General features: G+C 60.1%; 19 protein-coding genes, 4 tRNA genes and 1 pseudogene. 9 read left to right on the forward strand and 15 right to left on the reverse strand.

Translation table 11 applies throughout. The features are described 5' to 3' along the window. Positions 1-8: 8 nt before the first annotated feature. On the reverse strand, positions 9-2243 hold the full coding sequence (locus NF676_RS19855) for a DNA internalization-related competence protein ComEC/Rec2 (protein WP_252886647.1): 2235 nt from the start codon (positions 2241-2243) through the stop codon (positions 9-11). A 136-nt stretch (positions 2244-2379) separates the two neighbouring features. On the opposite strand from NF676_RS19855, the gene NF676_RS19860 reads away from it, so the two are divergent. After that, entirely contained in the window at positions 2380-2898 is a 519-nt protein-coding gene (locus NF676_RS19860; protein WP_039760200.1) for a DUF2062 domain-containing protein, read from the forward strand. A 139-nt stretch (positions 2899-3037) separates the two neighbouring features. On the opposite strand, the gene NF676_RS19865 is transcribed toward NF676_RS19860, so the two are convergent. From NF676_RS19865 to NF676_RS19880, 4 genes are all read right to left on the reverse strand, one after another. Beyond that, on the reverse strand, positions 3038-3817 hold the full coding sequence (locus NF676_RS19865) for an ABC transporter permease (RefSeq protein WP_056788203.1): 780 nt from the start codon (positions 3815-3817) through the stop codon (positions 3038-3040). After that, a complete protein-coding gene (locus NF676_RS19870) occupies positions 3814-4746 on the reverse strand; it encodes an ABC transporter ATP-binding protein (RefSeq protein ID WP_095181611.1) in 933 nt (310 codons plus the stop codon). The genes NF676_RS19865 and NF676_RS19870 overlap by 4 nt, the downstream gene beginning before the upstream one ends. A gap of 133 nt (positions 4747-4879) precedes the next feature. Next, positions 4880-5503: a glutathione S-transferase family protein gene (locus NF676_RS19875; RefSeq protein WP_150637621.1), complete on the reverse strand. Its 624-nt coding sequence runs from the start codon at positions 5501-5503 to the stop codon at positions 4880-4882. 43 nt (positions 5504-5546) lie between these two features. Continuing rightward, positions 5547-6206: a transglutaminase-like domain-containing protein gene (locus tag NF676_RS19880; protein WP_252886648.1), complete on the reverse strand. Its 660-nt coding sequence runs from the start codon at positions 6204-6206 to the stop codon at positions 5547-5549. Between the two features lie 247 nt (positions 6207-6453). On the opposite strand from NF676_RS19880, the gene NF676_RS19885 reads away from it, so the two are divergent. Together NF676_RS19885 and NF676_RS19890 are read left to right on the forward strand one after the other, a co-directional pair. Beyond that, positions 6454-8901, forward strand: coding sequence for an acyl-CoA dehydrogenase (locus tag NF676_RS19885; protein WP_252886649.1), 2448 nt, complete (start codon positions 6454-6456; stop codon positions 8899-8901). Between the two features lie 73 nt (positions 8902-8974). Next, complete coding sequence (locus tag NF676_RS19890; RefSeq protein WP_252886650.1) at positions 8975-9382, forward strand: PA2817 family protein; 408 nt, start codon at positions 8975-8977, stop codon at positions 9380-9382. Between the two features lie 631 nt (positions 9383-10013). Here NF676_RS19890 and NF676_RS19895 read toward each other — a convergent pair. After that, positions 10014-11012 (reverse strand): LysR family transcriptional regulator, encoded by a 999-nt coding sequence (locus NF676_RS19895; RefSeq protein ID WP_024013940.1) that lies wholly within the window; start codon positions 11010-11012, stop codon positions 10014-10016. 89 nt (positions 11013-11101) lie between these two features. On the opposite strand from NF676_RS19895, the gene NF676_RS19900 reads away from it, so the two are divergent. From NF676_RS19900 to NF676_RS19915, 4 genes are all read left to right on the forward strand, one after another. Next, positions 11102-11728: an alanyl-tRNA editing protein gene (locus NF676_RS19900; RefSeq protein WP_252886651.1), complete on the forward strand. Its 627-nt coding sequence runs from the start codon at positions 11102-11104 to the stop codon at positions 11726-11728. Positions 11729-11818: 90 nt separating this feature from the next. Beyond that, positions 11819-12589: a 2OG-Fe(II) oxygenase gene (locus tag NF676_RS19905; protein WP_095181606.1), complete on the forward strand. Its 771-nt coding sequence runs from the start codon at positions 11819-11821 to the stop codon at positions 12587-12589. Between the two features lies 1 nt (position 12590). Beyond that, positions 12591-13229: a LysE family translocator gene (locus NF676_RS19910; protein WP_042610677.1), complete on the forward strand. Its 639-nt coding sequence runs from the start codon at positions 12591-12593 to the stop codon at positions 13227-13229. 188 nt (positions 13230-13417) lie between these two features. Beyond that, positions 13418-15157 (forward strand): dipeptidase, encoded by a 1740-nt coding sequence (locus NF676_RS19915; protein WP_252886652.1) that lies wholly within the window; start codon positions 13418-13420, stop codon positions 15155-15157. 135 nt (positions 15158-15292) lie between these two features. On the opposite strand, the gene NF676_RS19920 is transcribed toward NF676_RS19915, so the two are convergent. The 4 genes from NF676_RS19920 to NF676_RS19935 form a co-directional block, all read right to left on the reverse strand. Continuing rightward, positions 15293-15368 (reverse strand) — tRNA-Gly (locus NF676_RS19920). A gap of 3 nt (positions 15369-15371) precedes the next feature. After that, a tRNA-Glu gene (locus NF676_RS19925) sits at positions 15372-15447 on the reverse strand. A gap of 104 nt (positions 15448-15551) precedes the next feature. Further along, positions 15552-15627: transfer RNA gene (locus NF676_RS19930), tRNA-Gly, on the reverse strand. Between the two features lie 2 nt (positions 15628-15629). Next, a tRNA-Glu gene (locus NF676_RS19935) sits at positions 15630-15705 on the reverse strand. A gap of 384 nt (positions 15706-16089) precedes the next feature. Here NF676_RS19935 and NF676_RS19940 point away from each other — a divergent pair. Continuing rightward, positions 16090-16848 (forward strand): hypothetical protein, encoded by a 759-nt coding sequence (locus NF676_RS19940; RefSeq protein WP_039764159.1) that lies wholly within the window; start codon positions 16090-16092, stop codon positions 16846-16848. A gap of 253 nt (positions 16849-17101) precedes the next feature. Here the strand turns inward: NF676_RS19940 and NF676_RS27830 are convergent, their stop codons facing one another. The 4 genes and pseudogenes from NF676_RS27830 to NF676_RS19955 all read right to left on the reverse strand — a co-directional run bounded on the left by NF676_RS27830 (position 17102) and on the right by NF676_RS19955 (position 21531). Continuing rightward, complete coding sequence (locus NF676_RS27830; protein WP_370695148.1) at positions 17102-17995, reverse strand: methyl-accepting chemotaxis protein; 894 nt, start codon at positions 17993-17995, stop codon at positions 17102-17104. Between the two features lie 15 nt (positions 17996-18010). After that, positions 18011-19069, reverse strand: a pseudogene (locus NF676_RS27835) (HAMP domain-containing protein); the annotation flags it as partial. Positions 19070-19177: 108 nt separating this feature from the next. After that, positions 19178-20578, reverse strand: a complete 1401-nt coding sequence (locus tag NF676_RS19950; protein ID WP_056788172.1) for an aminotransferase-like domain-containing protein — start codon at positions 20576-20578, stop codon at positions 19178-19180. 191 nt (positions 20579-20769) lie between these two features. Further along, the gene (locus NF676_RS19955; protein ID WP_016773663.1) at positions 20770-21531 is read right to left on the reverse strand and encodes an SDR family oxidoreductase; all 762 of its coding nucleotides are present in this window, start codon (positions 21529-21531) and stop codon (positions 20770-20772) included. 237 nt (positions 21532-21768) lie between these two features. Here NF676_RS19955 and NF676_RS19960 point away from each other — a divergent pair, with 237 nt between their 5' ends. Next, positions 21769-22773: an NADP-dependent oxidoreductase gene (locus tag NF676_RS19960; RefSeq protein WP_016773662.1), complete on the forward strand. Its 1005-nt coding sequence runs from the start codon at positions 21769-21771 to the stop codon at positions 22771-22773. 126 nt (positions 22774-22899) lie between these two features. Here the strand turns inward: NF676_RS19960 and pyrF are convergent, their stop codons facing one another. Further along, a complete protein-coding gene (pyrF, locus tag NF676_RS19965) occupies positions 22900-23598 on the reverse strand; it encodes an orotidine-5'-phosphate decarboxylase (RefSeq protein WP_041479471.1) in 699 nt (232 codons plus the stop codon). Between the last annotated feature and the right edge of the window lie 22 nt (positions 23599-23620).

Genomic DNA, 23620 nt, shown 5'->3' on the forward strand with positions numbered 1-23620 from the left:
GGCACCGATCAACGGCCCGGGACCGGCGGATCACGCCAGAAACGCCGCTGTTGACGCATCGTCCACGGCGGTTTGAAGCTGCCCAGTTGCAGATGAATGGCACCGTGCTCGGCGCTGTCGTAGATGCGCAGACCTTGCTTGCGGTAGCGCGCCAGCACGGTTGGATGCGGATGACCGAAGGAGTTGCCGTGGCCACGGGAGATCAGTACCGCTTCGGGCTGCAAGGCTTTGAGCAGAGCCATCGATGATGAACTGCGACTGCCGTGATGTGGCGATTGCAGCCACTGCGTCGGCACGGCCAGTGGGCTGTCGAGCAGAACGCGCTCGGCGTGAATGTCGATGTCGCCGGTGAGCAGCAGGCGTTCACCGTTGGCTTCGATCTGCAATACACAGGAGCGCTGGTTGCTGTCATCGGCCGCCGACCATTGCCAGAGCTGGAACTGCACGCCATCCCACTGCCACTGTTCGCCACTTGCGCAGGCTTCGGCGTTCAGCTCCGGCGGCAGGTTTGGCGGATCGCCGCTGACCACGCGGTGCACGTTCAATCCACGCATGACCGCCCGGGCGCCGCCAGCGTGATCGGCGTCAGCGTGGCTGAGCAGCATCAGGTCGAGCTGTTGCACGTTGAGTTTGCGTAACGCTGGCAACACCACTCGTTCGCCGATATCGAAATCGCCGAAGCGCGGGCCGGCGTCATAGAGCAGTGCATGATGTCGCGTGCGCACAAGAATCGCCAAGCCTTGGCCGACGTCGATTTGCCAGACATCGGCTCGCCTTTCTTCTATTCGCTCTTGAGGCGGCCATATCAAAAGCAACATCAGCGGCCAGCCCAATGGACGCATCGGCACGCCACGGGGAAACAGCAATAAAATCGCGCCAAGGCTGCCCAGGATCAACGCCCAGAGTGGAATGGCGGCTGGTATCCACGCCGGCCATTGCCCGGCAATCAGCGCCAGCCCGATAAACAGCCAGTCGATCAAACCACCGGCCAGCCACAACAGTCCTTCGCCAACATAAGGCACGGGCAGCAATAGCGTGCCGAGCAATGCCGGCGGCAGCACCACGAGGCTGACCCACGGAACGGCCAGCAGATTGGCTACAGGCCCGCTGACGCTGATGGGCAAGCTCAGCGCCAGCAACACCGGACACAAGCCGATCGCGATCAGCCACTGCGCGCGGGTCCAGGTCTGCCACCAGCGCCAGGCCCCAAGCCGCCCGCCGAAGGTGAAAATCAGTACTGCAACGGCCGCGAAGGACAGCCAGAAACCTGGACGCAAACTGGCCAGCGGATCGAACAACAGCACGCCATTGAACGCCAGCAATAACGGCCACCACGCGCCGAGATGGCGAAAACGCAGGCGCCACAACAATACCAGCGCCACCATCACGCAGGCGCGCTGCACCGGCACATCGAACCCGGCGAGCAAGCCGTAACCCAGCGCCGCCGCGAATGCCAGGCCACACGCCCACGGCAACCAGGGCCAGCGCAACGGCCAGATTCCGAAACGCGCCAGCCCGGCAACCAGCAGATACATCACTGCGGCGAGCAAACCGATGTGCTGGCCGGAGATCACCAGCAGATGCACGGTGCCGGTGTCTTGCAGTACCTGCCAATCCTCGCGACTGAGCCCAGAGCCATCACCGAGCACCAGCGCTGCCAGCGCGCCCTCGCGTCCTTGCGCATCCACCGCCAGCAGGCGTTGGCGAACGCCGTCGCGCCATGCATGCCGGGCCTCAGCCAGGCGCTGGCCATCCTTGATCGTGCCGGTTGCGCCGATCCGTTGCGCGAGCAGCCAGGCCTCGTAGTCGAAGGCGTGCGGGTTGAGCAGGCCACCCGGGCGCTTCAACTTCACCGCCAGGCGCCAGCGTTCGCCGCTGTTGACCGGCGGCCCGGCGTACCAGGCCAGGCGCAGCAGCGATGGCAGTTTTTCGTGGCGTGAGCGCGCATCAGCCAGCTCGAAACGCACCACGCCATCGCTGTGCTGCGGTAAGCCGACCACGCGCCCTTCAAGCCAACGGGTTTCGCCGTCCAGGCTCGGTGGCAAGCGGTCATTTAGCGCCCACTGCGCGCCAACGCAGGCCCAGGTAAAGCCAAACAGCAAAAATGCCAGTGGAAAGCTGCGAAACGGCAGCAACATCAGCGCCACCATTGGCAGCACCAGCAACCAACCGACCGGCGGCAAGGCCGGCAAAAAAACCGGGGCCAGCAGACCGACTGCCAGCGCCATCATCCCTGTGCGCATATGCCCGTCCTTGAGAGTCCCCCCACTAGGCATAGCCGGTCTGCGGCACCACCGTCGTCAACAATTGTCACAAAGTCTGAATGGGCGGTTCGTAGAATCCAGACATACTTGCCGCCTTAACCGACCGAGAAGCCCTATGCCCCGGCGCTTATTCAAACGTTACATGCCCGACCCGACGAGCATCAGGGAACACAAATCCTTACGCTTTCTCGGCACGTTGCTGCATGACCCTAACCTCTGGCATCTCAACCGCCACTCGGTCGCCCGGGCGATGGCGGTCGGCCTGTTTGCGGCGTTCCTGCCGATCCCGGCACAGATGCTAGTAGCGGCGGCATTGGCGGTGATGGTGCGCGGCAATATGCCAATCGCGGTGAGCCTGGTCTGGCTGACCAATCCGATCACCATGCCGGCGGTGTTTTTCTGCACCTACCAGGCCGGGGCGTTCCTGATGGATGTGCCGGCGCGGCATCTGCCGGACGAGTTGACCTGGGAATGGATCAGCGGAGAGCTGTCGACATTGTGGCAGCCGTTTTTATTGGGCTCGGTGGTTGTTGGCCTGGTGCTGGGCGTCCTCGCCTATTTTCTGGTGATGCTTTACTGGCGCTGGTGGGTGGCGCGGCAATGGCGGCGGCGCAAGCAAAGTCGGCAGAAATGAATGCAAAACGGCCTCCGCGATGGGAGGCCGTTTTTTGTTGTGTCTGGGCTGGCCCATTCGCGAGCAGGCTCGCTCCCACAGAGAACATCATTCCAATGTGGGAGCGAGCCTGCTCGCGAAGAAGGTGACACGGTCGGGATCAGGTGCGCATCCCGCGCCCGCTCACCAGCAACCGCGCACAGCCGAGATAAAGCACCACGGTCGCCACCAGCATGAAGGTGATGGCGATGCCGATACGGATATCCGAGACACCAAGGATGCCGTAGCGGAAGGCGTTGACCATGTGCAGCACCGGGTTGGCCAGCGACACGGTCTGCCAGAACGGTGGCAGCAAAGTGATCGAGTAGAACACGCCGCCCAGGTAAGTCAGCGGGGTCAGCACAAAGGTCGGAATGATCGAAATATCATCGAAGTTGCGCGCAAACACCGCGTTGATGAAGCCCAGCAGCGAAAAGATCGTCGCGGTCAGCACCACTACCAGAATGGTCACGCCGAGGTGATGCACCTGCAGATGGGTGAAGAACAGCGACAGGATCGTCACGATCAGACCCACCGCCAGACCGCGCAATACCCCACCAATGGTGAAGCCGATCAGGATCGTGTGCGGTGACACCGGCGAGACCATCAGCTCTTCGATCGAGCGCTGGAACTTGCTGCCGAAGAAACTTGAGACCACGTTGCCGTAGGAGTTGGTGATCACTGACATCATGATCAGACCCGGCACGATGTACTCCATGTAGGTGAAGCCACCCATGTCGCCGATCTGTCGGCCGATCAGGTTGCCGAAGATCACGAAGTACAGAACCATGGTGATCGCCGGCGGCAGCAGCGTCTGCGGCCAGATCCGCATGAAGCGTTTGACCTCGCGGTAGACGATGGTTTGCAGGGCGACGAGGTTGGGACCGAACTCGGAACTCATACCGCCACCTTCGACAGATTTTTCTCCACCAGGGACACGAACAACTCCTCGAGGCGATTGGTTTTGTTACGCAGGCTCAGCACTTCGATGTTCTGCTGCGCCAACTGGGTGAACAACGCCGTGATGCCCATGGATTTGTCGACCTGCACTTCCAGGGTGTGGCCGTCGAGCAATCGGGCCGGGTAGCCGAGCAATTGCGGCGCAACGTGCAAGTCGTGTTTCAGGTCGAGCAAAAAGGTTTCCACGTGCAACTGGCCCAGCAACTGTTTCATGCTGGTGTTTTCGACAATGGTGCCGTGGTCAATGATGCCGATGTTGCGGCACAGCTGCTCGGCCTCTTCCAGATAATGCGTGGTCAGAATGATGGTGATGCCTTTCTGGTTCAGCTCGGTGAGGAAGGTCCACATCGAACGGCGCAGCTCGATGTCGACGCCCGCAGTCGGTTCATCAAGAATAAGCAGACGCGGTTCGTGCACCAGTGCACGAGCGATCATCAAACGACGTTTCATGCCGCCGGACAGTGAACGCGACGGCACATCGCGCTTGTCCCACAGGCCGAGCTGGGTCAGGTACTGCTCGGCGCGTTCCTTGGCGACTTTCGCCGGAATGCCATAGTAGCCGGCCTGGGTTACGACGATGTCGAAGGTCTTTTCGAACTGGTTGAAGTTGAATTCCTGCGGCACCACGCCGATCGAGCGCTTGAGCGCCGCCGGGTTCTTGTCCAGGTCATTGCCGAAAATATTCACGGTGCCGCTGGTCTTGTTGACCAGGGTCGAGAGGATGCCGATGGTTGTGGATTTGCCGGCGCCGTTGGGGCCGAGCAAGGCGAAAAAGTCACCTTCGGCGACGTCCAGATCGATACCACTCAAGGCCTGGAACCCGTTGCCGTAGGTTTTGGTTAGCTGCCGGATGGACAGAGCGGAACTCATATCGGATTTACGCACCAAGAAGGAAGGAAAGAAGTAAATAAGGGCGGGCGGCGAGGGAAACAACCGCGGCGCAAGTTCGCAATGGTGCTTGCCGCCGCCGCACAAGTACAGTCAAGTGTGTCGATAGTAATTATCAAGTCAACGCGGTCATGACCGCTTTCTGATAGGCCACGCGCTGCTTCAAACGTTCATACCAGGCTTGCAGATGCGGTTGCGGGGCGCGCTCGATGGGCATTTCGAACCAGGCATAGATGAAACTGCCCAACGGGATGTCGCCCATGCCGATGTCATTGCCGGAGAGATAAGGCTGGCTGATCAAGGCGTGGTCGGCCATGTTCAGCAGTTCATCGCATTCCTTGATCGCGGCGTTGATCGCCTTCCAGTCCTGCTTCTCGGCAGGCGTGCGCAGCACACCCCAGAACACCGTGCGAAACGGCCCGGCGAAACTCGACGTGGTCCAGTCCATCCATTTGTCCGCCGTGGCGCGGGCTTGCGCATCCGCCGGATACCAGGCGCTGTCCGGGGCGTGTTTGGCCAGCAGATAGCGAACGATGGCGTTGGATTCCCACAGCACGAAACCGTCATCCTCGATCACCGGCACCCGGCCATTGGGGTTCATCACGCGGTACTCGGGCGTATCGACCACACCGAACGCGCCGCCGGCATCGATGGCCTCGTAAGCCAGGCCCAACTCTTCGGCAGCCCACAAGGGCTTTCTGACGTTCGATGAATTTTTCCGTCCCCAGATCTTCAGCATGACCGCCTCTTTGCAAGTGAGTGGACGGCCAGCATACGCCGGATCAGGTGCGACTCAAATCAGTCTGCATGTCGCCCAACAGCACCGGCAGTTGCTCACTGAACAGATGCGGATAGCACTTTTGCAGGTGCTCGAAGAAGAACGTTTCCGGCACATCGGTGAACTGGCCGTGATCGAGCAGATACTCCATCAACTGCGCGCTATCACGGTTGAACGGGTGGAAAACGCTGTCGTTGACCCCGTCGAATTCCAGCGCTGCGACGTTGAACAGCTCGCACAGTTGCTGGTTGAACGCCGGCGTCGCCTTGACCCAGCGGCCGTCGAGAAACAGCTCGGTGTAGCCATGCATGGCGAACACGTCGCTTTTCAGCAACTCGAGCAGACGCGGCGTCGACAAATGATTGCGCACATCGGCCAGACCGATGCGCGCCGGGATCCCGCAATGCCGGGCACAACCGGCGAGCAGCGTAGCTTTCGGCACGCAGTAACTTTCTCCTGCTGCGAGTGCGTAACTGCCACACAAAGTTTGCGGATCACGACTGAAGGTGTAGGGGTTGTAGCGCACCGCCTCGCGCACGGCGTAATACAGACTGATCGCCTGCTCACGCGGATCGTTACTGGCGCCGCGATGCTGCTCGGCGAACTCCACCACCGCCGGGTGGTCACTATCGATGAAGCGGCCGGGGCTCAGATACTCGTGCATGACGGCAATCTCCTGGGTAAGCCACGAGTCTAGCGACAGCCTGAGCACAGAGATAACGACGTTTCGGCCAAACCTGAAAGCAAAGCTGCGCAGCAACGAACGATTTCCCACACGTGTTGCCCACCGAACCTACGAAAACCATCCGGGGTTTCCCACGATTTCAATCACCATGCTCTGACCACCCTTGTTTGCAGATGCCGTCTAAGCTCTGGAGGGTCGATTTGCCTTGGTTCACGGAGGACTGAATATGCTGTTGTTGTGGATACTGGTTTTGATCGTCGGCGTGGCGTACCTCGCCCATCGACGCATCGCCCCGCTGCCCGCGTTGGGCATCGTTGCGGCCTATCTCGTCGCCATGGGGATTTTCAGTCACGCGCCGGGCTGGCTGCTGTTTGTCTTCTGGGTCCTGTTGGCGGTGGTCGCCGCGCCATTGTTGCTGCCTGACCTGCGCCGCAAGCACCTCACCGCGCCGCTGTTCAACTGGTTCCAGAAAACCCTGCCGCCCATGTCACAGACCGAACGCGACGCGATCGATGCTGGCACCGTATGGTGGGACGGCGAGCTGTTCAGCGGCCGTCCGGACTGGGACAAACTGCTGTCCTATCCAAAAGTGCAACTTAGCGAAGAAGAACAAGCCTTCATCGACGGCCCGACCGAAGAACTCTGCGCAATGGTCAGCGACTGGCAGATCGGCCAGTCCATGGACCTGCCGCCCGAGGCCTGGACGCACATCAAGGAACATGGCTTTTTCGCCCTGATCATTCCCAAGGAATACGGCGGCAAAGGCTTCTCGGCCTACGCTCACTCACAAGTGGCAATGAAACTGGCGACACGCAGCGGCGACCTCGCCTCCACCGTGATGGTGCCCAACTCCCTCGGCCCTGCCGAACTATTGCTGCATTACGGCACAGATGAACAACGTAATCACTACCTGCCGCGCCTGGCCCGTGGCGACGATATTCCGTGCTTCGCATTGACCGGTCCGCTGGCCGGTTCCGACGCCGGCGCGATGCCCGACACCGGGATCATCTGCAAAGGCCAGTGGGAAGGACAGGAAGTCATCGGCCTGCGCCTGAACTGGGAAAAGCGCTACATCACCCTCGGCCCGGTAGCAACCCTGCTTGGCCTGGCATTCAAGGCTTATGACCCGGATCACCTGCTCGGTGAGGAAGAGGACCTCGGCATCAGTCTGGCGCTGATCCCGACCGATACCGCAGGAGTGGAAATCGGTCGTCGGCACCTGCCGCTGGGCGCCGCGTTCATGAACGGCCCGAACTCCGGCAAGGACGTGTTCATTCCGCTGGACTACCTCATCGGTGGTCAGGAAATGCTCGGCAAGGGCTGGATGATGCTGATGAACTGCCTGTCCGTCGGGCGTTCAATCTCGCTGCCAGCCGTCGGTACCGGTGCGGCCAAGTTCACCAGTCTGGTAACCGGCCAGTACGCGCAGATTCGCGAGCAGTTCAATGTACCGCTGTCCGCTTTCGAGGGCATTCAGGAAGCCATGGCGCGCATCGGCGGTAACGCGTGGATGATGGACGCCGCCCGCATGCTCACCGCCAACGCGGTGGACCTGGGTGAAAAACCCTCGGTGCTGTCGGCGATCCTCAAATACCACCTCACCGAACGCGGCCGCGAATGCATCAGCCACGCCATGGATGTGCACGGCGGCAAAGCCATCATCATGGGACCGAACAACTACCTCGGCCGCAGCTGGAACGGCGCGCCGATCTTCATCACCGTCGAAGGCGCGAACATCCTGTCGCGCAACCTGATGATCTTCGGTCAGGGCGCGATCCGTTGCCATCCGTTCGTACTCAAGGAAATGGCCTTGGCCGGTCGCCAGGATAAAGACCAGGCACTCAAGGAATTCGATGGCCTGCTGCTCAAGCACATCGGTTTCGCCGTCAGCAATGCGGCCAGCACACTGGTGCTAAACCTCGGCCTTGGCCATTTCGAACATGCGCCGGGTGACAGGATCAGCCAAGGCTACTTCCGCGCGCTCAACCGTCAGGCCGCCGCATTTGCCATGCTCGCCGACTTCAGCATGATGCTCCTGGGCGGCGAACTGAAACGCCGCGAACGCCTGTCGGCGCGCCTCGGCGACGTGCTGAGCAACCTGTATCTGGCCTCTGCGGCGCTCAAGCGTTATCACGACCTGGATTCGCCGGCGTACATGGAGCCGCTGTTCCGCTGGGCCATGGAAGAAAGCCTCGGCCAGTCGGAGCGTGCGCTGGATGAACTGCTGAGCAACTTCCCGAACAAAGTCTTCGGCTGCCTGCTGCGGGTCATCGTCTTCCCGTTCGGGCGCCGTCACAAAGGCCCATCGGACAAACTCGGCGCCGAAGTCGCTGCGGTCATCGGTCGCGCCAAAGGCGATCCGGCCCTCGAAGAATTGCTCGCCGGCTGCTACCGCCCGCAATCGGCGGACGATGCCGTGGGCGCGCTGCAACACGCCAGCGACCTGCTCAATGCCGCGCAATCGCTGCACAAAAAACTCCACACCGCGTTGAAAAGCGGCCAGGTGAAACCGGCTGCCGGCGAACACGCCATCGATGCCGCGCTGGAAGCCGGCGTGCTGCAAGCCGTCGAAGCGCAAAGCCTGCGCGACGCCGAAGCGGCCCGCCGCAAGGTGATCGACGTCGACGATTTCGCCAAAGAAGAACTGACCCAGGCAGAGGGCAAAGTCCGCTGAACCCGGTTTATGTGAAAAAACGGCGCGAGGGCTTTATACTCCCGCGCCCGTTTTGCTCTTGAGGACTTATCTCGTGTCCAACGTCGTTGCCGATCATCTCGTGTTGCTCGACCACCTGCGCAGTATCCTGGTCGCCGTAGGTGAGGCCGAACAAGTGCCCGAAGAAAGCCATGCCCTGTTCCTCGAGCGCTTCGACGAACTGCTGGCCTCCCTGCCTATCGACCCTATCGAAAGCCAATACCTGGGCCAGGACATCCTCACCCAAGTCATCACCCGCTACCCGCAAATCGCCCACCTGATCCCACGCGACCTGCTGTGGTTCTTCGCCGGCGACTGCCTGCACTACCTCTCCGACGAAGAAATCGACCTCTACCAGGCCCTCGAAGAACGCCGCTACGAAGCCGAACAGACCGACGAACCGTTTGACTGGAACCAGGAAAAACAACTGCTGGCCATGTCGGCGCAGGACAGCAAGCACTGATATTCGAACACTACTGAAAAGGCCCGCATGGAGATTCCATGCGGGCCTTTTTTCAAGATCAAAAGCCCCTCACCCTAGCCCTCTCCCGGAGGGAGAGGGGACTGACCGCGCTGTTTGGATGAGGTACGTCGACCTGAATTACCGAGTCGAATGCAGATTATGAACAACCCACAAACCGGCCCCCTCTCCCTCGGGAGAGGGCTGGGGTGAGGGGAAAATTCACCACAAAAACAGCCAGACACCACCCGCCCCTCACCACTCAAAACAATGAGCGCAAGCTCGAGTACCGCTTTTGATCTTGATTCACAGGCGACGTCGGAAGGCTGAGCGGAGGGATTGATCCGGGCGTGGGAGCGCAGCGACCGTACGACGCAGTCGTACACAGCGAGTGTAGGTGCAGCGAAGCAAACCGTAGCCGCTGCGCCCGGATCGATCCCGCAGCGAAGGAACCCGAGCCTGCGAGGGCCGAACGTAGGAGCTAGCGTTTTTTGCTTACTTTTTTAGGCGCTTGTAAAAAAGTAAGTCGCCGTAAGGGCGAAACCCTAAGCAGCCGTTACCGCAGAAACGGATATTCACCCAAACCACCAGAGCCTGGTCGGCCCAAAGGCCGCCAAGTCCCACCAAAAAAACCTCAAAGCAACCCCTCACTCTCCGGCAGCTCATACGCCACAGCCGCATTGCTCCCACCGGCAGATTTCCCGGGCCTACCCAACGTCGGCTCCTTCTGCAAACACTCCACCAGATAATCAATGAACACCCGCAACTTCGGCGGCAAATACCGCGTCGGCGAATGCAGCAACCACAACCCACCATGATAAGAGGCAAGAAACGTCCAGTCCGGCAGCACCTGCACAATCAACTTCTGCTCCAACGCATAACGCGCCGTGAAATACGGCAGACTGCCAATGCCGATGTGCTGCAACACCGCCCCCAACCGCACGCCCGTGTGATTGGCGGCATAACGCCCACGCACCCCGACCGTGACAGCTTTACTGCCCTTCTTGAATTTCCAGCGCGCATCGCTCGGCGTTTCGCCCAGATAAATACAACTGTGATTGAGCAAATCGTGAGGATGCGTCGGCGTGCCGTGTTCGGCCAGGTATTGCGGCGTGGCGCAAAGCAAATGATCGATGGTCAGCAACTGCCGCCCGACCAGACCGGCCGGTGGACGATCAGTGATGCGAATCGCCAGATCGACATGATCATCGATCAAGTCGACCTGACGATCTTCCAGTAGCAACTCCACATCAACCTTGGGATAGCGGCGCAGAAACTCCGGCATGTGCGGATGAATCACAAAGCGCCCCACCGCTTTCGGCACGCTGACCCGCACCAGACCTTCGGCTTCGTGGGTGAACTGGCCGCTGATTTCCATCACCGACCTGGCCGCGCTGACCATTTCCTGGCAACGCTTGAACACCTCCTCACCGCCATCGCTCAAGCGCAGTTTGCGCGTGGTGCGTTGCAGCAGGCGCGTGGCCAACGCCTTCTCCAATCGGGAAATGCTGCGGCTGACCGCTGAGGGTGAGGAACCCATCTGCCGCGCCGCTTCAGAGAAGCTGCCGGTCTCGACAACCTTGACGAAAATCGCCATTTCACCCAGCAGCGGCAGCGGAAGATTGATGCTCACGACGCACAAGTCCTTTGATATTGGAACGGATTATCACGTTATTGCACGATTCATATAATAAAAACAGAACTTCGATCAGGGCATGGAATATGACGCTTCGCCTGTTTTTTCACAGTGATGACCTCAAGGCGAATGTCGAAGTCCTCGACTGCACACCCCACGAGAACGAATTCGCCGTAGTGCTGCGCGCTACCCTGTTTCACCCCCAGGGCGGCGGTCAGCCTTGCGACACCGGCTGGATTGGTGAAAGCCGGGTGTCGCGCGTGGTGCAGGAACCTGAGCGCATTGTGCATTTCGTCGACCGCCCGCTGCCGCTGGGCATGACCGTCATCCGTATCGATGAAGAGCGCCGCCGCTTCAATACGCGCATGCACTCGGCCGGGCACCTGATCGGTCATTTCATTCAGGCCATGGGCTGGATGCCGATCAAGGCGCACCACTGGCCGGACGAAGGCCGGGTGCAATTCAAGCCGGGCGATAGCGCTGAAGAAGTCGATGCGCCAACCGTACAAACCGGTATCGAGCAGTGGATCGAACATGATCTGCCGCGCCTGACCTCGCTGCGCGAAGGCGCGCGGGAAATCAGTTTCGGTGAGCTGCCAGCCTATGGCTGCGGTGGCACCCACGTACGTAGCCTGAAGGATCTGGGCACAGTCACGATCGCGTCCCTTTCGCAGAAAAAGGGCACGCTGTCCGTCCACTACAGCGTGGATTGAGCATTTCGGACGTTGCCATCGCGCAACGTCCGACGCCGGGGAACCGCACTCGCCGGTTCCGTTGACTATCGATAGATGGACCTAAAACAAATGATGCTAGACGTCGAGCGTCTCGATGAGACGTGCATAAAAAAACTGGCCAACGAAGAAGTCCTCGCCATCCGCGTCAAACGCTTTCTGCCCGAGCCGCTGGCGATCGAGATCGGCGACAAGATCCTCGCCCCGGGCTTTGAAGGCTACATCAACGCGCCGAGTATCGGCCGTATCGGCATGGCCTTTTACGAGGCGGAAAACCAGCCGCTGCTGATCGAGGATTACTTCGAACGCGCCACCCGCAACATCGACGAACTGCGCCAGCGCTGCGCGCCCTACTCTTCGCCGATCGACACGTTGCGCTGCATGCTCGACGAATCCTGGCCCGCGGGCGCGCATCTGGAAAATCTCTACGGGCGCAAGATGTATGTCGGCTTGTCGCGGGTGGTCAAACCCGGCGTGTGCTTTCTTGCTCATCACGACATCTTCGCCAAAGACGCCCCGGACAGTTTTCAGGCGCGCAGTCTCGAGGCGCAATTTGCCTGCAACGTCTACCTGAACATGCCCGCCGAGGGTGGCGCCTTGCAGATGTGGAATGACCACATCACCCCCGATCAATTCGACGAAATGCGCGGCGACAGTTATGGCATCGAGCCGTCGCTGCTGGGGCCGCCCGCCCTCGAAGTACGACCGCAGCCCGGCGATTTCATCATGTTCAATTCGCGGCGCATGCACTCGGTGACTCCGGGCGTGGCCGATCCGCGTTTGAGCCTGTCGTTCTTTGTCGGCTATCGCGGCAATGCTTCCCCTCTGACTTTCTGGAGCTGACATGCTTTCCAATTACCTGGGCGAGTTTCTCGCATTGGCCACCATCCACTTTCTCGCCGTGGTAGCACCCGGCCCGGACTTCGCCGTGACCATCCGTCAAAGCGTGCGCTTCGGCCGGCTCGTCGGTATCTGCACTGCGCTGGGCATCGGCGCGGGGATTTCCGTGCATGTGCTGTATACCTTGCTTGGCGTCGGCGCCTTGATGCACACCACGCCTTGGCTGCTCACCGTCGCCAAGGTTGTCGGCGGTGCCTACATCCTTTATCTGGGCGTCAGCCTGATCCGCAGCAAACCGAAAAGCAGCGTTGAAGGCGAAAAAAACGCTGACGAGCCGCTGGTTGAACAGTCACTGTTCAAGGCATTCAGCACCGGTTTTCTGACCAACGCGACCAACCCCAAGGCCACGCTGTTTTTCCTGGCCATCTTCACCACGATCATCAGCGCCAGCACACCGCTGCAGATCCAGGCGTTCTACGGATTGTGGATGTGCTTCGTCAACGCGCTGTGGTTTGTGATCGTCGCGCTGTTTTTCTCCAGCAATAAAGTGCGCCTGCTGTTCATGCGCCTTGGACACTGGTTCGAGCGCAGCATGGGCGTCATCCTGATTCTGTTTGCCGGACGCCTGATGCTGTCGATGTAACTCACACAAAAAAAGTCCCGGCATCAGCTGCCGGGACTTTTTCATTTGTGCGCCTCTTTTGCATTTCTGTGCGACAGATCAAGTTTGCGACTCCCTTTCCCAGCGCTCGCAGTGTTAGGTTTACAAAATGTTTCTGTCACAAGCGACAGAAATACTTTCCCAATCCTTTGCAAAGGAATGCCTGTTCCATGGTCTTTTCCCTGAAAAAACTGGCCGCCGCCACTCTGGTCATGGCCAGCCTCGCCACGTTTACCAGCGCCGCACAAGCCAACATCACTGCCGAGCAAAGCGCAGCGATCCTGAAATCCTTCGACGGCAAGAGCTTGACGGATTTCCGCAGCTTCCTTGGCAGCCTGGCGAAAAGCGACCTGGCCAAGACGGATAACCTCAACCCGTCCATCAGCGCCTTCCTCGACAACAAGACCCTGAACGCCGAACAGCAGAATGAAATTCACCGTCTGCTGGGCATTTATACCCGCGTGAAATATGGCAAGGCCGCGCTGGAAACCCTGCGCCAACTCGTCGAGATCCCGACCTTCCGCAAGGACGGCGTGGAGCAACACGACAACCCGGAATTCATCAAGATTGCCGGCGAGATCCAGAAACTCGCCGAATCCTTCGGTTTGAAATTCCGCAACATCGATAACCGTGTCTACGAAATCTCTCTGGATGGCAAAGGCGACGAAGTCGTTGGCATTCATGCCCACGCCGATGTGGTGCCGGTGACGCCGGAAAACTGGGTGCTGAAAGATGGCACCAAACTCGACCCGTTCAAAGTCACGCTGATTGGCGATCGCATGTACGGTCGTGGCACAGAGGATGACAAGAATGCGATCGTCGTGGCGCTGTACGCCATGAAAGTGATCAAGGACGAGAAACTGCCACTGGCGCGTAACTTCAAGCTGTTGGTCGACACTACCGAAGAAACCAGCGGCGATGCCATTCCCTATTACTTCGAACGCAACCCGACGCCGAACTACAACATGGCGCTGGACGGCGGTTATCCGGTAGTGATCGCCGAAAAAGGTTACGGCACCGTCATGGCCAACTTTGCCAAACGCAAAGGCGAAGGCAACGGCGCGGAAATCATTTCGATGACCGGCGGCAAGGCGACCAACCAGATTCCGTCCGCGTCGGTGGCCACGCTGGTAACCGACAAGCCTGCCGAGCTCGCCGCCAGTCTGCAAAAAGCCGGCGATGCCTATGCCAAAGCCAACGGCGGCGACTTCGAAGTCGCGGCAAAGGTTGATGGCAAAGACGTCAAACTGACCGTGACGGGGGTTTCTGCGCACTCCTCCGAGCCTGAGTCCGGCGTCAACCCGGTCGCACGGATGCTGAGCTTCATCAACAGCCTGGACGGCAAAGTCGCGCTCAAGCAAAACCAGTTCACCGATGCCGCACGTTATGCCGATGACAACTGGGGCCTGGATTATCTGGGCAAAAAACTTGGCGTGGGCTTCTCCGACTCGTTCATGGGGCCGCTGACCACCTCGCTGACCTACGTCGGTGAGGATGACAAAACCTTCAAACTGGCGGTGAATCTGCGCGTACCGAAGGGCAAGTCCCCGGAAAAGCTCAAGGCTGAGATCGCTGAGAAACTGGACGCCTGGAGCAAGAAGACTCACGTTGCCGTGGCGTTCGACTACTCAGTGGCCGAACCGATGTATCGCAACCCCGAGGGTGAGTGGGTCAAGGCGCTGCTCGCGGTGGCCAGCGAAAACCTCGGCATGAAGTCGGAATTCGGTACTTCCGCTGGCGCGACTTCGGTTCACGAATTGCCGAACGGTGTGCAATTCGGCCTGGCGCGACCGGAAGCCAAATACACCGGCCACACCGATGGCGAATTCAAGACCGTCGACCAGTTCCTGCTGGATCTGCAGATCGTCACGGAAATGATGGGGCGTGTCGGGCAATTGCCGAAGCTGTAAAGCCCTGCCTGAGCCCAGTCACCGATGACCGGGCTCAAAATGAAAAAGGACCTGTGAAAGGTCCTTTTTTATTGCCGCCACAAAACGCGCACAAACAAAAACGCCGATCATCACTGATCGGCGTTTTTGTGAAATTGGAGCGGGAAACGAGACTCGAACTCGCGACCCCGACCTTGGCAAGGTCGTGCTCTACCAACTGAGCTATTCCCGCAAATGGCGTCCCCTAGGGGACTCGAACCCCTGTTACCGCCGTGAAAGGGCGGTGTCCTAGGCCACTAGACGAAGGGGACACGCTACCCGGAACACATGGTGTGTGTTTCGGTGTCCAGATCCGCATCCGAAGATTTGGTTCTGGTTTCACTCAGCACCGCCCGAAAGCACTGCTGTTTAAAATTGGAGCGGGAAACGAGACTCGAACTCGCGACCCCGACCTTGGCAAGGTCGTGCTCTACCAACTGAGCTATTCCCGCATTGGCGTCCCCTAGGGGACTCGAACCCCTGTTACCGCCGTGAAAGGGCGGTGTCCTAGGCCACTAGACGAAGGGGACACACTACAACATTCACTCCCTGCCGCGTTTCGCTGTGTGCTTTACGCTGCAAGTGGCGCGCATTCTATGGATGGATTGAAGGGTCGTCAACCCCCTGATATAAATTTATTTAAATCAATGACTTCGACCTGGATTACGGGCCGCGTAGGGCTTTTCCGTCGTCCGAAACCTGACGCCTATATTCCGCCACTCGCCAAGACGTTATAGTCCACCGCACAGTGATGGCAATCTGCACATCAAGCGCCAGCATTCATCTATACCGCTGGCAGCCGATACAGATTGCAGCAGCCGATCAAACCCGTCGAGCGGCGCTAGGCGCCTAAATGCCCAGCCACTACACTCGCATGCGAACCCTATAAAGAGGTCTTACCGGTGACACCACTCATGATCACCCTGCTAGTCGTAGCCGGGATCGCAATTCTGATCGCCATTGGCTACATGAACCATGTGGTGGAAAACAACAAACTGGAGAAGGCCCGCACTAAAGTCGAACTCAACGACCGCCTGCGCCGCTGCGGCGAACTGACCGAAACCTTCCCCGGCCAGTTCATGACCCCGGCGCTCAAGTTGCTGCTGACCCGCCTGGAACTCAACGTCTGCCAGCGCCTGCTCAATCTGGAAAAGACCAGCGCAACCACCAAGGCCCGCATCACCGAACTGAGCGCCCTCGTTGCCCAAGGCGAATCGATCCCGGTGAACAACCCGCCCGCGCCGATCCTCACCGAAGCCAAAGCCAAAGACGTGCGCTTCCTCCTCGAAGCCCTGCACGGCCAGATCACCCGCGCCGCCCACGACGGCTTCCTGCCACCGAACGAAGCCAAACAATGGATCCGCGAGGTGCGCCACATCCTCGTGCTGCTGCACATCGAATTCTTCAACAACCTCGGCCAACAGTCCCTGCAACAAAACCAACCCGGCCAGGCCCGCCTCGCCTTCGAACGCGGCGTGCAATATCTGCGCAAACAGCAGGACCCGCAGATGTACGCGGAGCAACTGCAATACCTGGAAAAACTCCTCGCCCGAGCGAACGCCCAGGTCATGGACAAGATTGCCCCGGTGGAAGGTGAAGAAAACCAACTGACCGCCGGTTTGAAGGATGTCGAAGCCGATGCGGACTGGAAGAAAAAAGTGATTTACGACTGAGGCGGGAATGCTGGAAGAGAAGCCACCGTTATTGGTGGCTTTTTTGTGGGCGACTTGAAAGAGGTGTGAATTGAAGACCGCTTTCGCGAGCAGGCTCGCTCCCACATTGGGAAGTAGTGTTCTCAGGTAAAAATCGGTCGGCTGTCAGGCCGCCTTCGCTGGCAAGCCAGCTCCCACAGAACAGCAAAAGCAAACCCGGGCCATCCCCACGCGGCGAAGCCGAGAGCCTGGTCGGCCCAAGGGCCGCCAAGGCTCAAAGCCGAAAATGCCCAACCATCGAGCGCAACTCGCCACCCAACTGCGCCAGCTCAACACTCGAAGCCGCATTCCCGCGCATGGCCACGGAAGAGTGATCCGCACTCGCACGAATCTGCGTAACACTGCGATTGATCTCCTCCGCCACCGAACTCTGCTCCTCCGCCGCCGCCGCGATCTGCTGATTCATCTGCTGAATCAACGACACCGCCGCGGCAATACTCCCCAGCGCACTCTCGGTCTGCAACGCATCACTGACCGCCAGCTTCACCAGTTCGCCACTGCTGCGAATCTGCTGCACCGACGACTGCGCCGCCGCGCGCAGGGCACTGACCAAGCGTTCGATCTCCTCGGTCGATTGCTGCGTACGCCGTGCCAGCGCACGCACCTCATCGGCCACCACCGCAAACCCCCTGCCCTGCTCGCCGGCGCGCGCGGCTTCGATTGCCGCGTTCAGCGCCAACAGATTGGTCTGCTCGGCCACGCTCTTGATCACCTCCAGCACCGTGCCGATATTCTGAATTTCGGCGCTGAGGCTCTCGATGCTGGAACTGGCCGAGGTCGCTGAATCCGCCAACTGCTCGATCCGCGCCATGCTTTGACGCACCACCTGCTGGCCGCTCTCGACCTTGTCATCCGCCGTCTGCGCCGCGAGAGCTGCTTCTTCGGCATTGCGCGCGACGTCATGCACGGTGGCGGTCATCTGGTTCATGGCGGTGGCGACCTGCTCGGTTTCCTCCTTCTGGCTGTTGACCTCCAGATTGGTCTGCTCGGTCACTGCCGACAGCGATTGCGCGGAACCGGCCAAGCGCTCGATGCCGGCCTGCAAGCCGCTGACAATCGTGCCGAGACCGGCAGCCATCTGCTGCATGGCCAACATCAATTGCCCCATTTCATCGCGGCGCGTCACCTCGACCTTCGCCGTCAGATCACCCGCAGCAATCTGCTGCGCCACGCGAATCACACTGCGCAGCGGCGCCACGATCAGGCGCGTGATCACCCACGCGGCGAGCAATCCGACCAACAAGGCCAGCGCCGAAGAGCCAATGATCAACACCGTGTTCTTTTTCAGCTCCGCCTGCATCGAAGCATCTTCGGCGACATAGGCCTGATTGACCCGGTCCACCACCTGCGCAGCGCGCTGATGCAGTTGCTCGTACACAGTTTTTTCTTGCGCCAGCAAACCGGTGTATTCAGCCAGTTTCTCGTTGAATCCGGCGATATGCCCCGACACTTCGTTGAGCACAGTCAGATAGCCCTCGTCCTTGACCGTGGTTTTCAGCGCCTCGGCCTGCTCCTGCGCTTGCGCGGCCTGCTCGATGTTGCCTTGGCCGGCATTGTCGGCATCGCCCTTGCGGCTTTGATCCAGCCGCACCCGCGCTTCGTTCATCGCCTGCAGCATCAGTCGCGAGACCTGACTGACCTGATTCGCCTGTTCGATGAACTGGGCGCCGTCCTTGCCCTCGGTGTCTTTCAACGTATAGGCGCCATCATCGGCCAGCCCGCTCTGCAACACGTCGAGGTTATTGGCCACGCTGGACACCGACCAACTGGCCATCTCCAGCGCGAGGTCCTTGGCCTGGCTCAGCGAGACGAATTCATCGAAGGCCTTGCGATACGCGCCCAGCGCTTGCTCGACATCGCTCATCACCGGCACATTGGCCGGGGAATGTGCCTTGAGCTCGCCGGCTAGAACAACCAGCCCATCGACGCCTTCGCGCAAGGCATCGGCGGTTTTCGGATTGCCGCGCAGGGCGTATTCCTGCTCGAGCAGGCGCACCTTGAGCAGGCCGCTGTTGAGCGCGGACATCTGCTTCAAGCCGTCGAAACGCAGACTGATGGTTTGCAGCGACCAGACGCCGATCGCCGCCACCAACGCAGTCAGCAACAAGACGAGCACAAATCCGATACCCAGTTTTTTCGCCATACCGAGGTTGGCAAAACGTCCTTGCACGGCCGAAATCATTGCGCGTAGTCCCCTGCCAAAGTCTGTTGCCGAAGATTCGCAACGGGCTCGAACCAGCACAAGACTCTGGCGTCGGAATAATGGCAAAAAGCTACGCCCGCGTCGTTTTCAGAATGCTGGAGGTCGATCCGCGCAGGTATTGCGAAAAAACTGCCGCGCCCGTGGGTCGCAGGCACAGGCCACATTGATGCGCTGCCAGTCACCGCACTCACCGCTGGGACTGAAAGCGTCCGCTGCTGACAACTCCAGCCCGCAGTGCTGGGCCTGCCTGCGCACCGACGCCTGGTCGCGCAAGCGTGCCCGCGCCCAGATAAACAGCCCGCCAACCGGCTTGCCGAACACTTCCCACTCGGCGTCTTCCAGTGCCTGCAAGGCCGCCGCGCGATCGGCATTCAAGCGCTGACGCTGGCGCTGCACCAGTTTGCGATAGGCGCCGGTCGCCATCAGTCTGGCCAATACCGCCTCGGCCAGCCTCGAACAGCCCAGGCCGCTGATCATCTTGACCTCCGCCAGGCGCTTCAGCAGTTCGCTGTCCGCCAGGACAAAACCGACCCGCAACGAGCTGCTCAGTGTCTTGGAGAAGCTGCCGACATAAATGACCCGGCCGCCATGGTCCAGCGCCGCCAACCGCGTACCGTTGCCGGTGTGCAGATCAGCGTAGACGTCATCTTCGATCACGCGCAGGTCGTAGGTCTTGCTCAACTGCACGATACGCTGGGCCACCGCAGGCGTCAGGCAACTGCCGGTGGGATTGTGGTGATGACTGCCGATGAACAGGGCGCCGGGACGAAACTGACGCAGCACCGACTCGAGCATGTCGATGTCCGGCCCGCTCGGCGTACGACGAACTTCGAGCATCTGTACGCCGTGCAGACGCAACAGGTCAAACAACGGTGCATAACCGGGCGTTTCCACCACCACGCAATCGCCAGCCTTGAACAGGGTGCGCACGATCAGGTCAAGCGCATGACTGGCACCGCTGGTGCTCATAAGCCGGGTATTGCAGGCGTCGATATTCAGCAGTTTCAGACGCTTGGCAATTTGCTCGCGCAACGCTGGCAACCCCAGTGGCGAGCTGTAATTGAACAGGCTGGCCATGTCGGTGCGTGCCACCTCGCGCAGCGCGTAGCTGAGGTCGTCGGGCTCACGCCAGCTCGGCGGCAAGCCTCCTTGCCCCAAGATCAAGCGACCCGTCGAAGCGCTCACCTCATCGCACCACGCATGGCGGCCCTCGAACACTGCCAGTTCCGAGTCCGTTTCGCGCAATGCCGGCGAGGCCGCGACGATGAATCCCGCGCCCTGGCGTGTGGTCAATACGCCTTGCGAAACCAGGCGCTCGCAGGCTTCGACAACGCACGACTGGCTGAGCAGATTCCCCCGGGCGATTTGCCGTACGGAGGGTAACCGGGTGGCCGGCGGGATGCCGCTTTGCACAATCCAGTCAGTCATTCCGTCGACGATCTGCTGCACGACCGGCACCATTGCCTGTCGGTCAATTCTCAGTTCCATGAGCTCGCAAACTCCTGTCAGTTTTGCTGGCAGCAGTAAATCACAGCCGCACCGCCGAGGCTGTGCGACAACACCGCCAAATGCGCCAGTTCTAACGGTTTGATACACATTGTTTAACGGTATTCACAGGGACCGACCGCGAGGTACAAAAAAACCCGCACGCAGGCGGGTTCTTTGTATTTCGGCAACTTTCAGAACGCCGTCACGCCGCCGTCCACCGCCAATGAGTGCCCAGTGGTGAACGCTGCGCCATCGCTGCACAGATACAGCACCGCGCTGGCGATTTCCTCGACCTTGCCGATGCGTCCGACCGGATGCATGGCATTGGCGAATTCGCCTTTCTTCGGGTCAGCTTCGTAGGCGCGGCGGAACATGTCTGTGTCGATTACCGCCGGGCACACTGCGTTGACGCGGATTTTCTTCTTCGCGTATTCGATCGCCGCCGATTTGGTCAGGCCGATCACCGCATGTTTCGACGCCGCGTAGATGCTCATCTTCGGCGCCGCACCCAGCCCGGCTACCGACGCCGTGTTGACGATCGCGCCACCGCCCTGCGCCAACAGCAACGGCAATTGATACTTCATGCACAGCCAGACGCCTTTGACGTTGACGCCCATGATCGCGTCGAACTCGTCCAGCGTACCGTCGGCCAGTTTGCCCTTCTCGATTTCGATCCCGGCGTTGTTGAAGGCATAGTCGAGACGACCGTAGGTATTGATCACCTCATCCATCAGATTTTTTACATCGCTTTCCACCGTCACGTCGCAGCGCACGAAGGACGCTTCGCCACCGGCGGTACGAATCAGCGCCACCGTGCCTTCGCCTCCAGCCGCGTCGAGGTCAGCCACCACCACTTTCAGGCCTTCGGCGGCAAACGCCAGGGCTGTCGCGCGACCGATGCCGTAGGCGGCTCCCGTGATTACAACCACCTGACCGGAAAACGTCATGCTCATGGAGATGTCCTCGAATGCAAAAAAACTGGGAGATGTTGGCGTCGCAGCATAGCCAAGGGCAGCGAAAGCACGTCAGCACTATGCAATCGCTGTTTACCGGCGCATGCGCCGCAGTGATGAAACCCGCCCCGTAACCATCACTGCACTGGATGGACTCGCATTCGCCGTATCAGCCAACCTTGCGACATCGCCGTTGAAGAGCTATCAACAAGGCTTCATTCCATTCGAGTGCCTGTCATGACCAACCAGACCAATCGCCAGTTCCTGCTCGCCAAACGCCCGGTGGGCGCCGCGACCCGCGAGACTTTCACTTACCAGGAAGTACCGGTCGGCGAGCCACAGGCGGGACAGATTCTGGTGAAAAACGAATACCTATCCCTCGACCCGGCCATGCGCGGCTGGATGAACGAAGGCAAGTCCTACATCCCGCCGGTCGGTCTCGGTGAGGTCATGCGCGCACTGGGCGTGGGAAAAGTCATCGCTTCGAACAATCCTGGCTTCGCCGTCGGCGATTACGTCAATGGCGCCCTCGGTGTGCAGGATTATTTCCTCGGCGAGCCGCGCGGTTTCTACAAGGTCGACCCGAAACTCGCGCCATTGCCACGCTATCTGTCTGCACTGGGCATGACCGGCATGACCGCCTACTTCGCCTTGCTCGACGTAGGCGCACCGAAAGCCGGTGACACCGTGGTGCTGTCCGGCGCCGCAGGTGCGGTGGGCAGCGTGGCCGGGCAGATCGCCAAAATCAAAGGCTGCCGCGTCGTTGGCATTGCCGGCGGGGCCGACAAGTGCAAATTCCTCATCGACGAATTGGGCTTCGACGGCGCCATTGATTACAAGGCCGAAGACGTCGTGGCCGGTCTGAAGCGCGAATGCCCGAAGGGCGTGGACGTGTATTTCGATAACGTCGGCGGCGACATTCTCGACGCGGTGCTGAGCCGCTTGAACATGAAGGCGCGAGTGGTGATCTGCGGCGCCATCAGCCAGTACAACAATAAAGAAGCGGTCAAAGGCCCGGCCAATTACCTGTCACTGCTGGTCAATCGCGCGCGCATGGAAGGTTTTGTGGTGATGGACTACGCCGCGCAGTTCGCCAGCGCCGCGCAGGAGATGGCCGGCTGGATGGCCAACGGGCAGCTGAAGAGCAAGGAAGATGTGGTTGAAGGGCTGGAGACGTTCCCGGAGACGCTGATGAAACTGTTCAACGGCGAGAACTTTGGCAAGTTGGTTCTGAAGGTTTAAGGCCAGCCTGAAACCAATGTGGGAGCGAGCCTGCTCGCGAAAGCGGTGGATCAGTCGGTAATGATGCCGACTGACACTCCCTCTTCGCGAGCAGGCTCGCTCCCACAGTTGGATCTTCAATAAGGTTCAGGCGATTTCCGCTACAACCGCCGCCAGCGCCTGCGCCGGGTTCGCCGCCTGGCTGATCGGACGGCCGATCACCAGATAATCGGAACCGGCATCCAGCGCCTGACGCGGGGTCAGAATGCGCCGTTGATCGTCTTGCGCACTGCCCGCCGGGCGAATTCCCGGGGTCACCAGTTGCAGCGACGGGTGCGCGGTTTTCAGCGCCGACGCTTCCAGCGCCGAACAGACCAGACCGTCCATCCCGGCCTTCTCGGCCAGTGCCGCCAGACGCAGCACTTGTTCCTGCGGCTCGATATCCAGACCGATACCGGCCAGATCCTCGCGCTCCATGCTGGTCAGCACGGTCACACCAATCAACAATGGTTGCGGACCACTGCGCTTGTCCAGCTCCTCGCGGCAGGCTGCCATCATGCGCAGACCGCCGGAGCAGTGCACGTTGACCATCCACACACCCATCTCGGCAGCGGCTTTCACAGCCATCGCAGTGGTGTTGGGAATGTCGTGGAATTTGAGATCCAGAAACACTTCAAAACCCTTGTCACGCAGGGTGCCGACGATTTCCGCCGCGCAACTGGTGAACAGTTCCTTGCCCACTTTGACCCGGCACAGTTTCGGGTCCAACTGATCGGCCAGCTTCAGTGCGGCGTCACGGGTGGGGAAATCCAGGGCGACGATGATAGGAGTCTGGCAGGCGGACATGGATGGGCTCTCAGGCTGGTCG

Origin of the sequence: Pseudomonas siliginis (genome assembly GCF_024072275.1) — a bacterium.
In the GTDB taxonomy this organism is placed as follows: domain Bacteria; phylum Pseudomonadota; class Gammaproteobacteria; order Pseudomonadales; family Pseudomonadaceae; genus Aquipseudomonas; species Aquipseudomonas siliginis.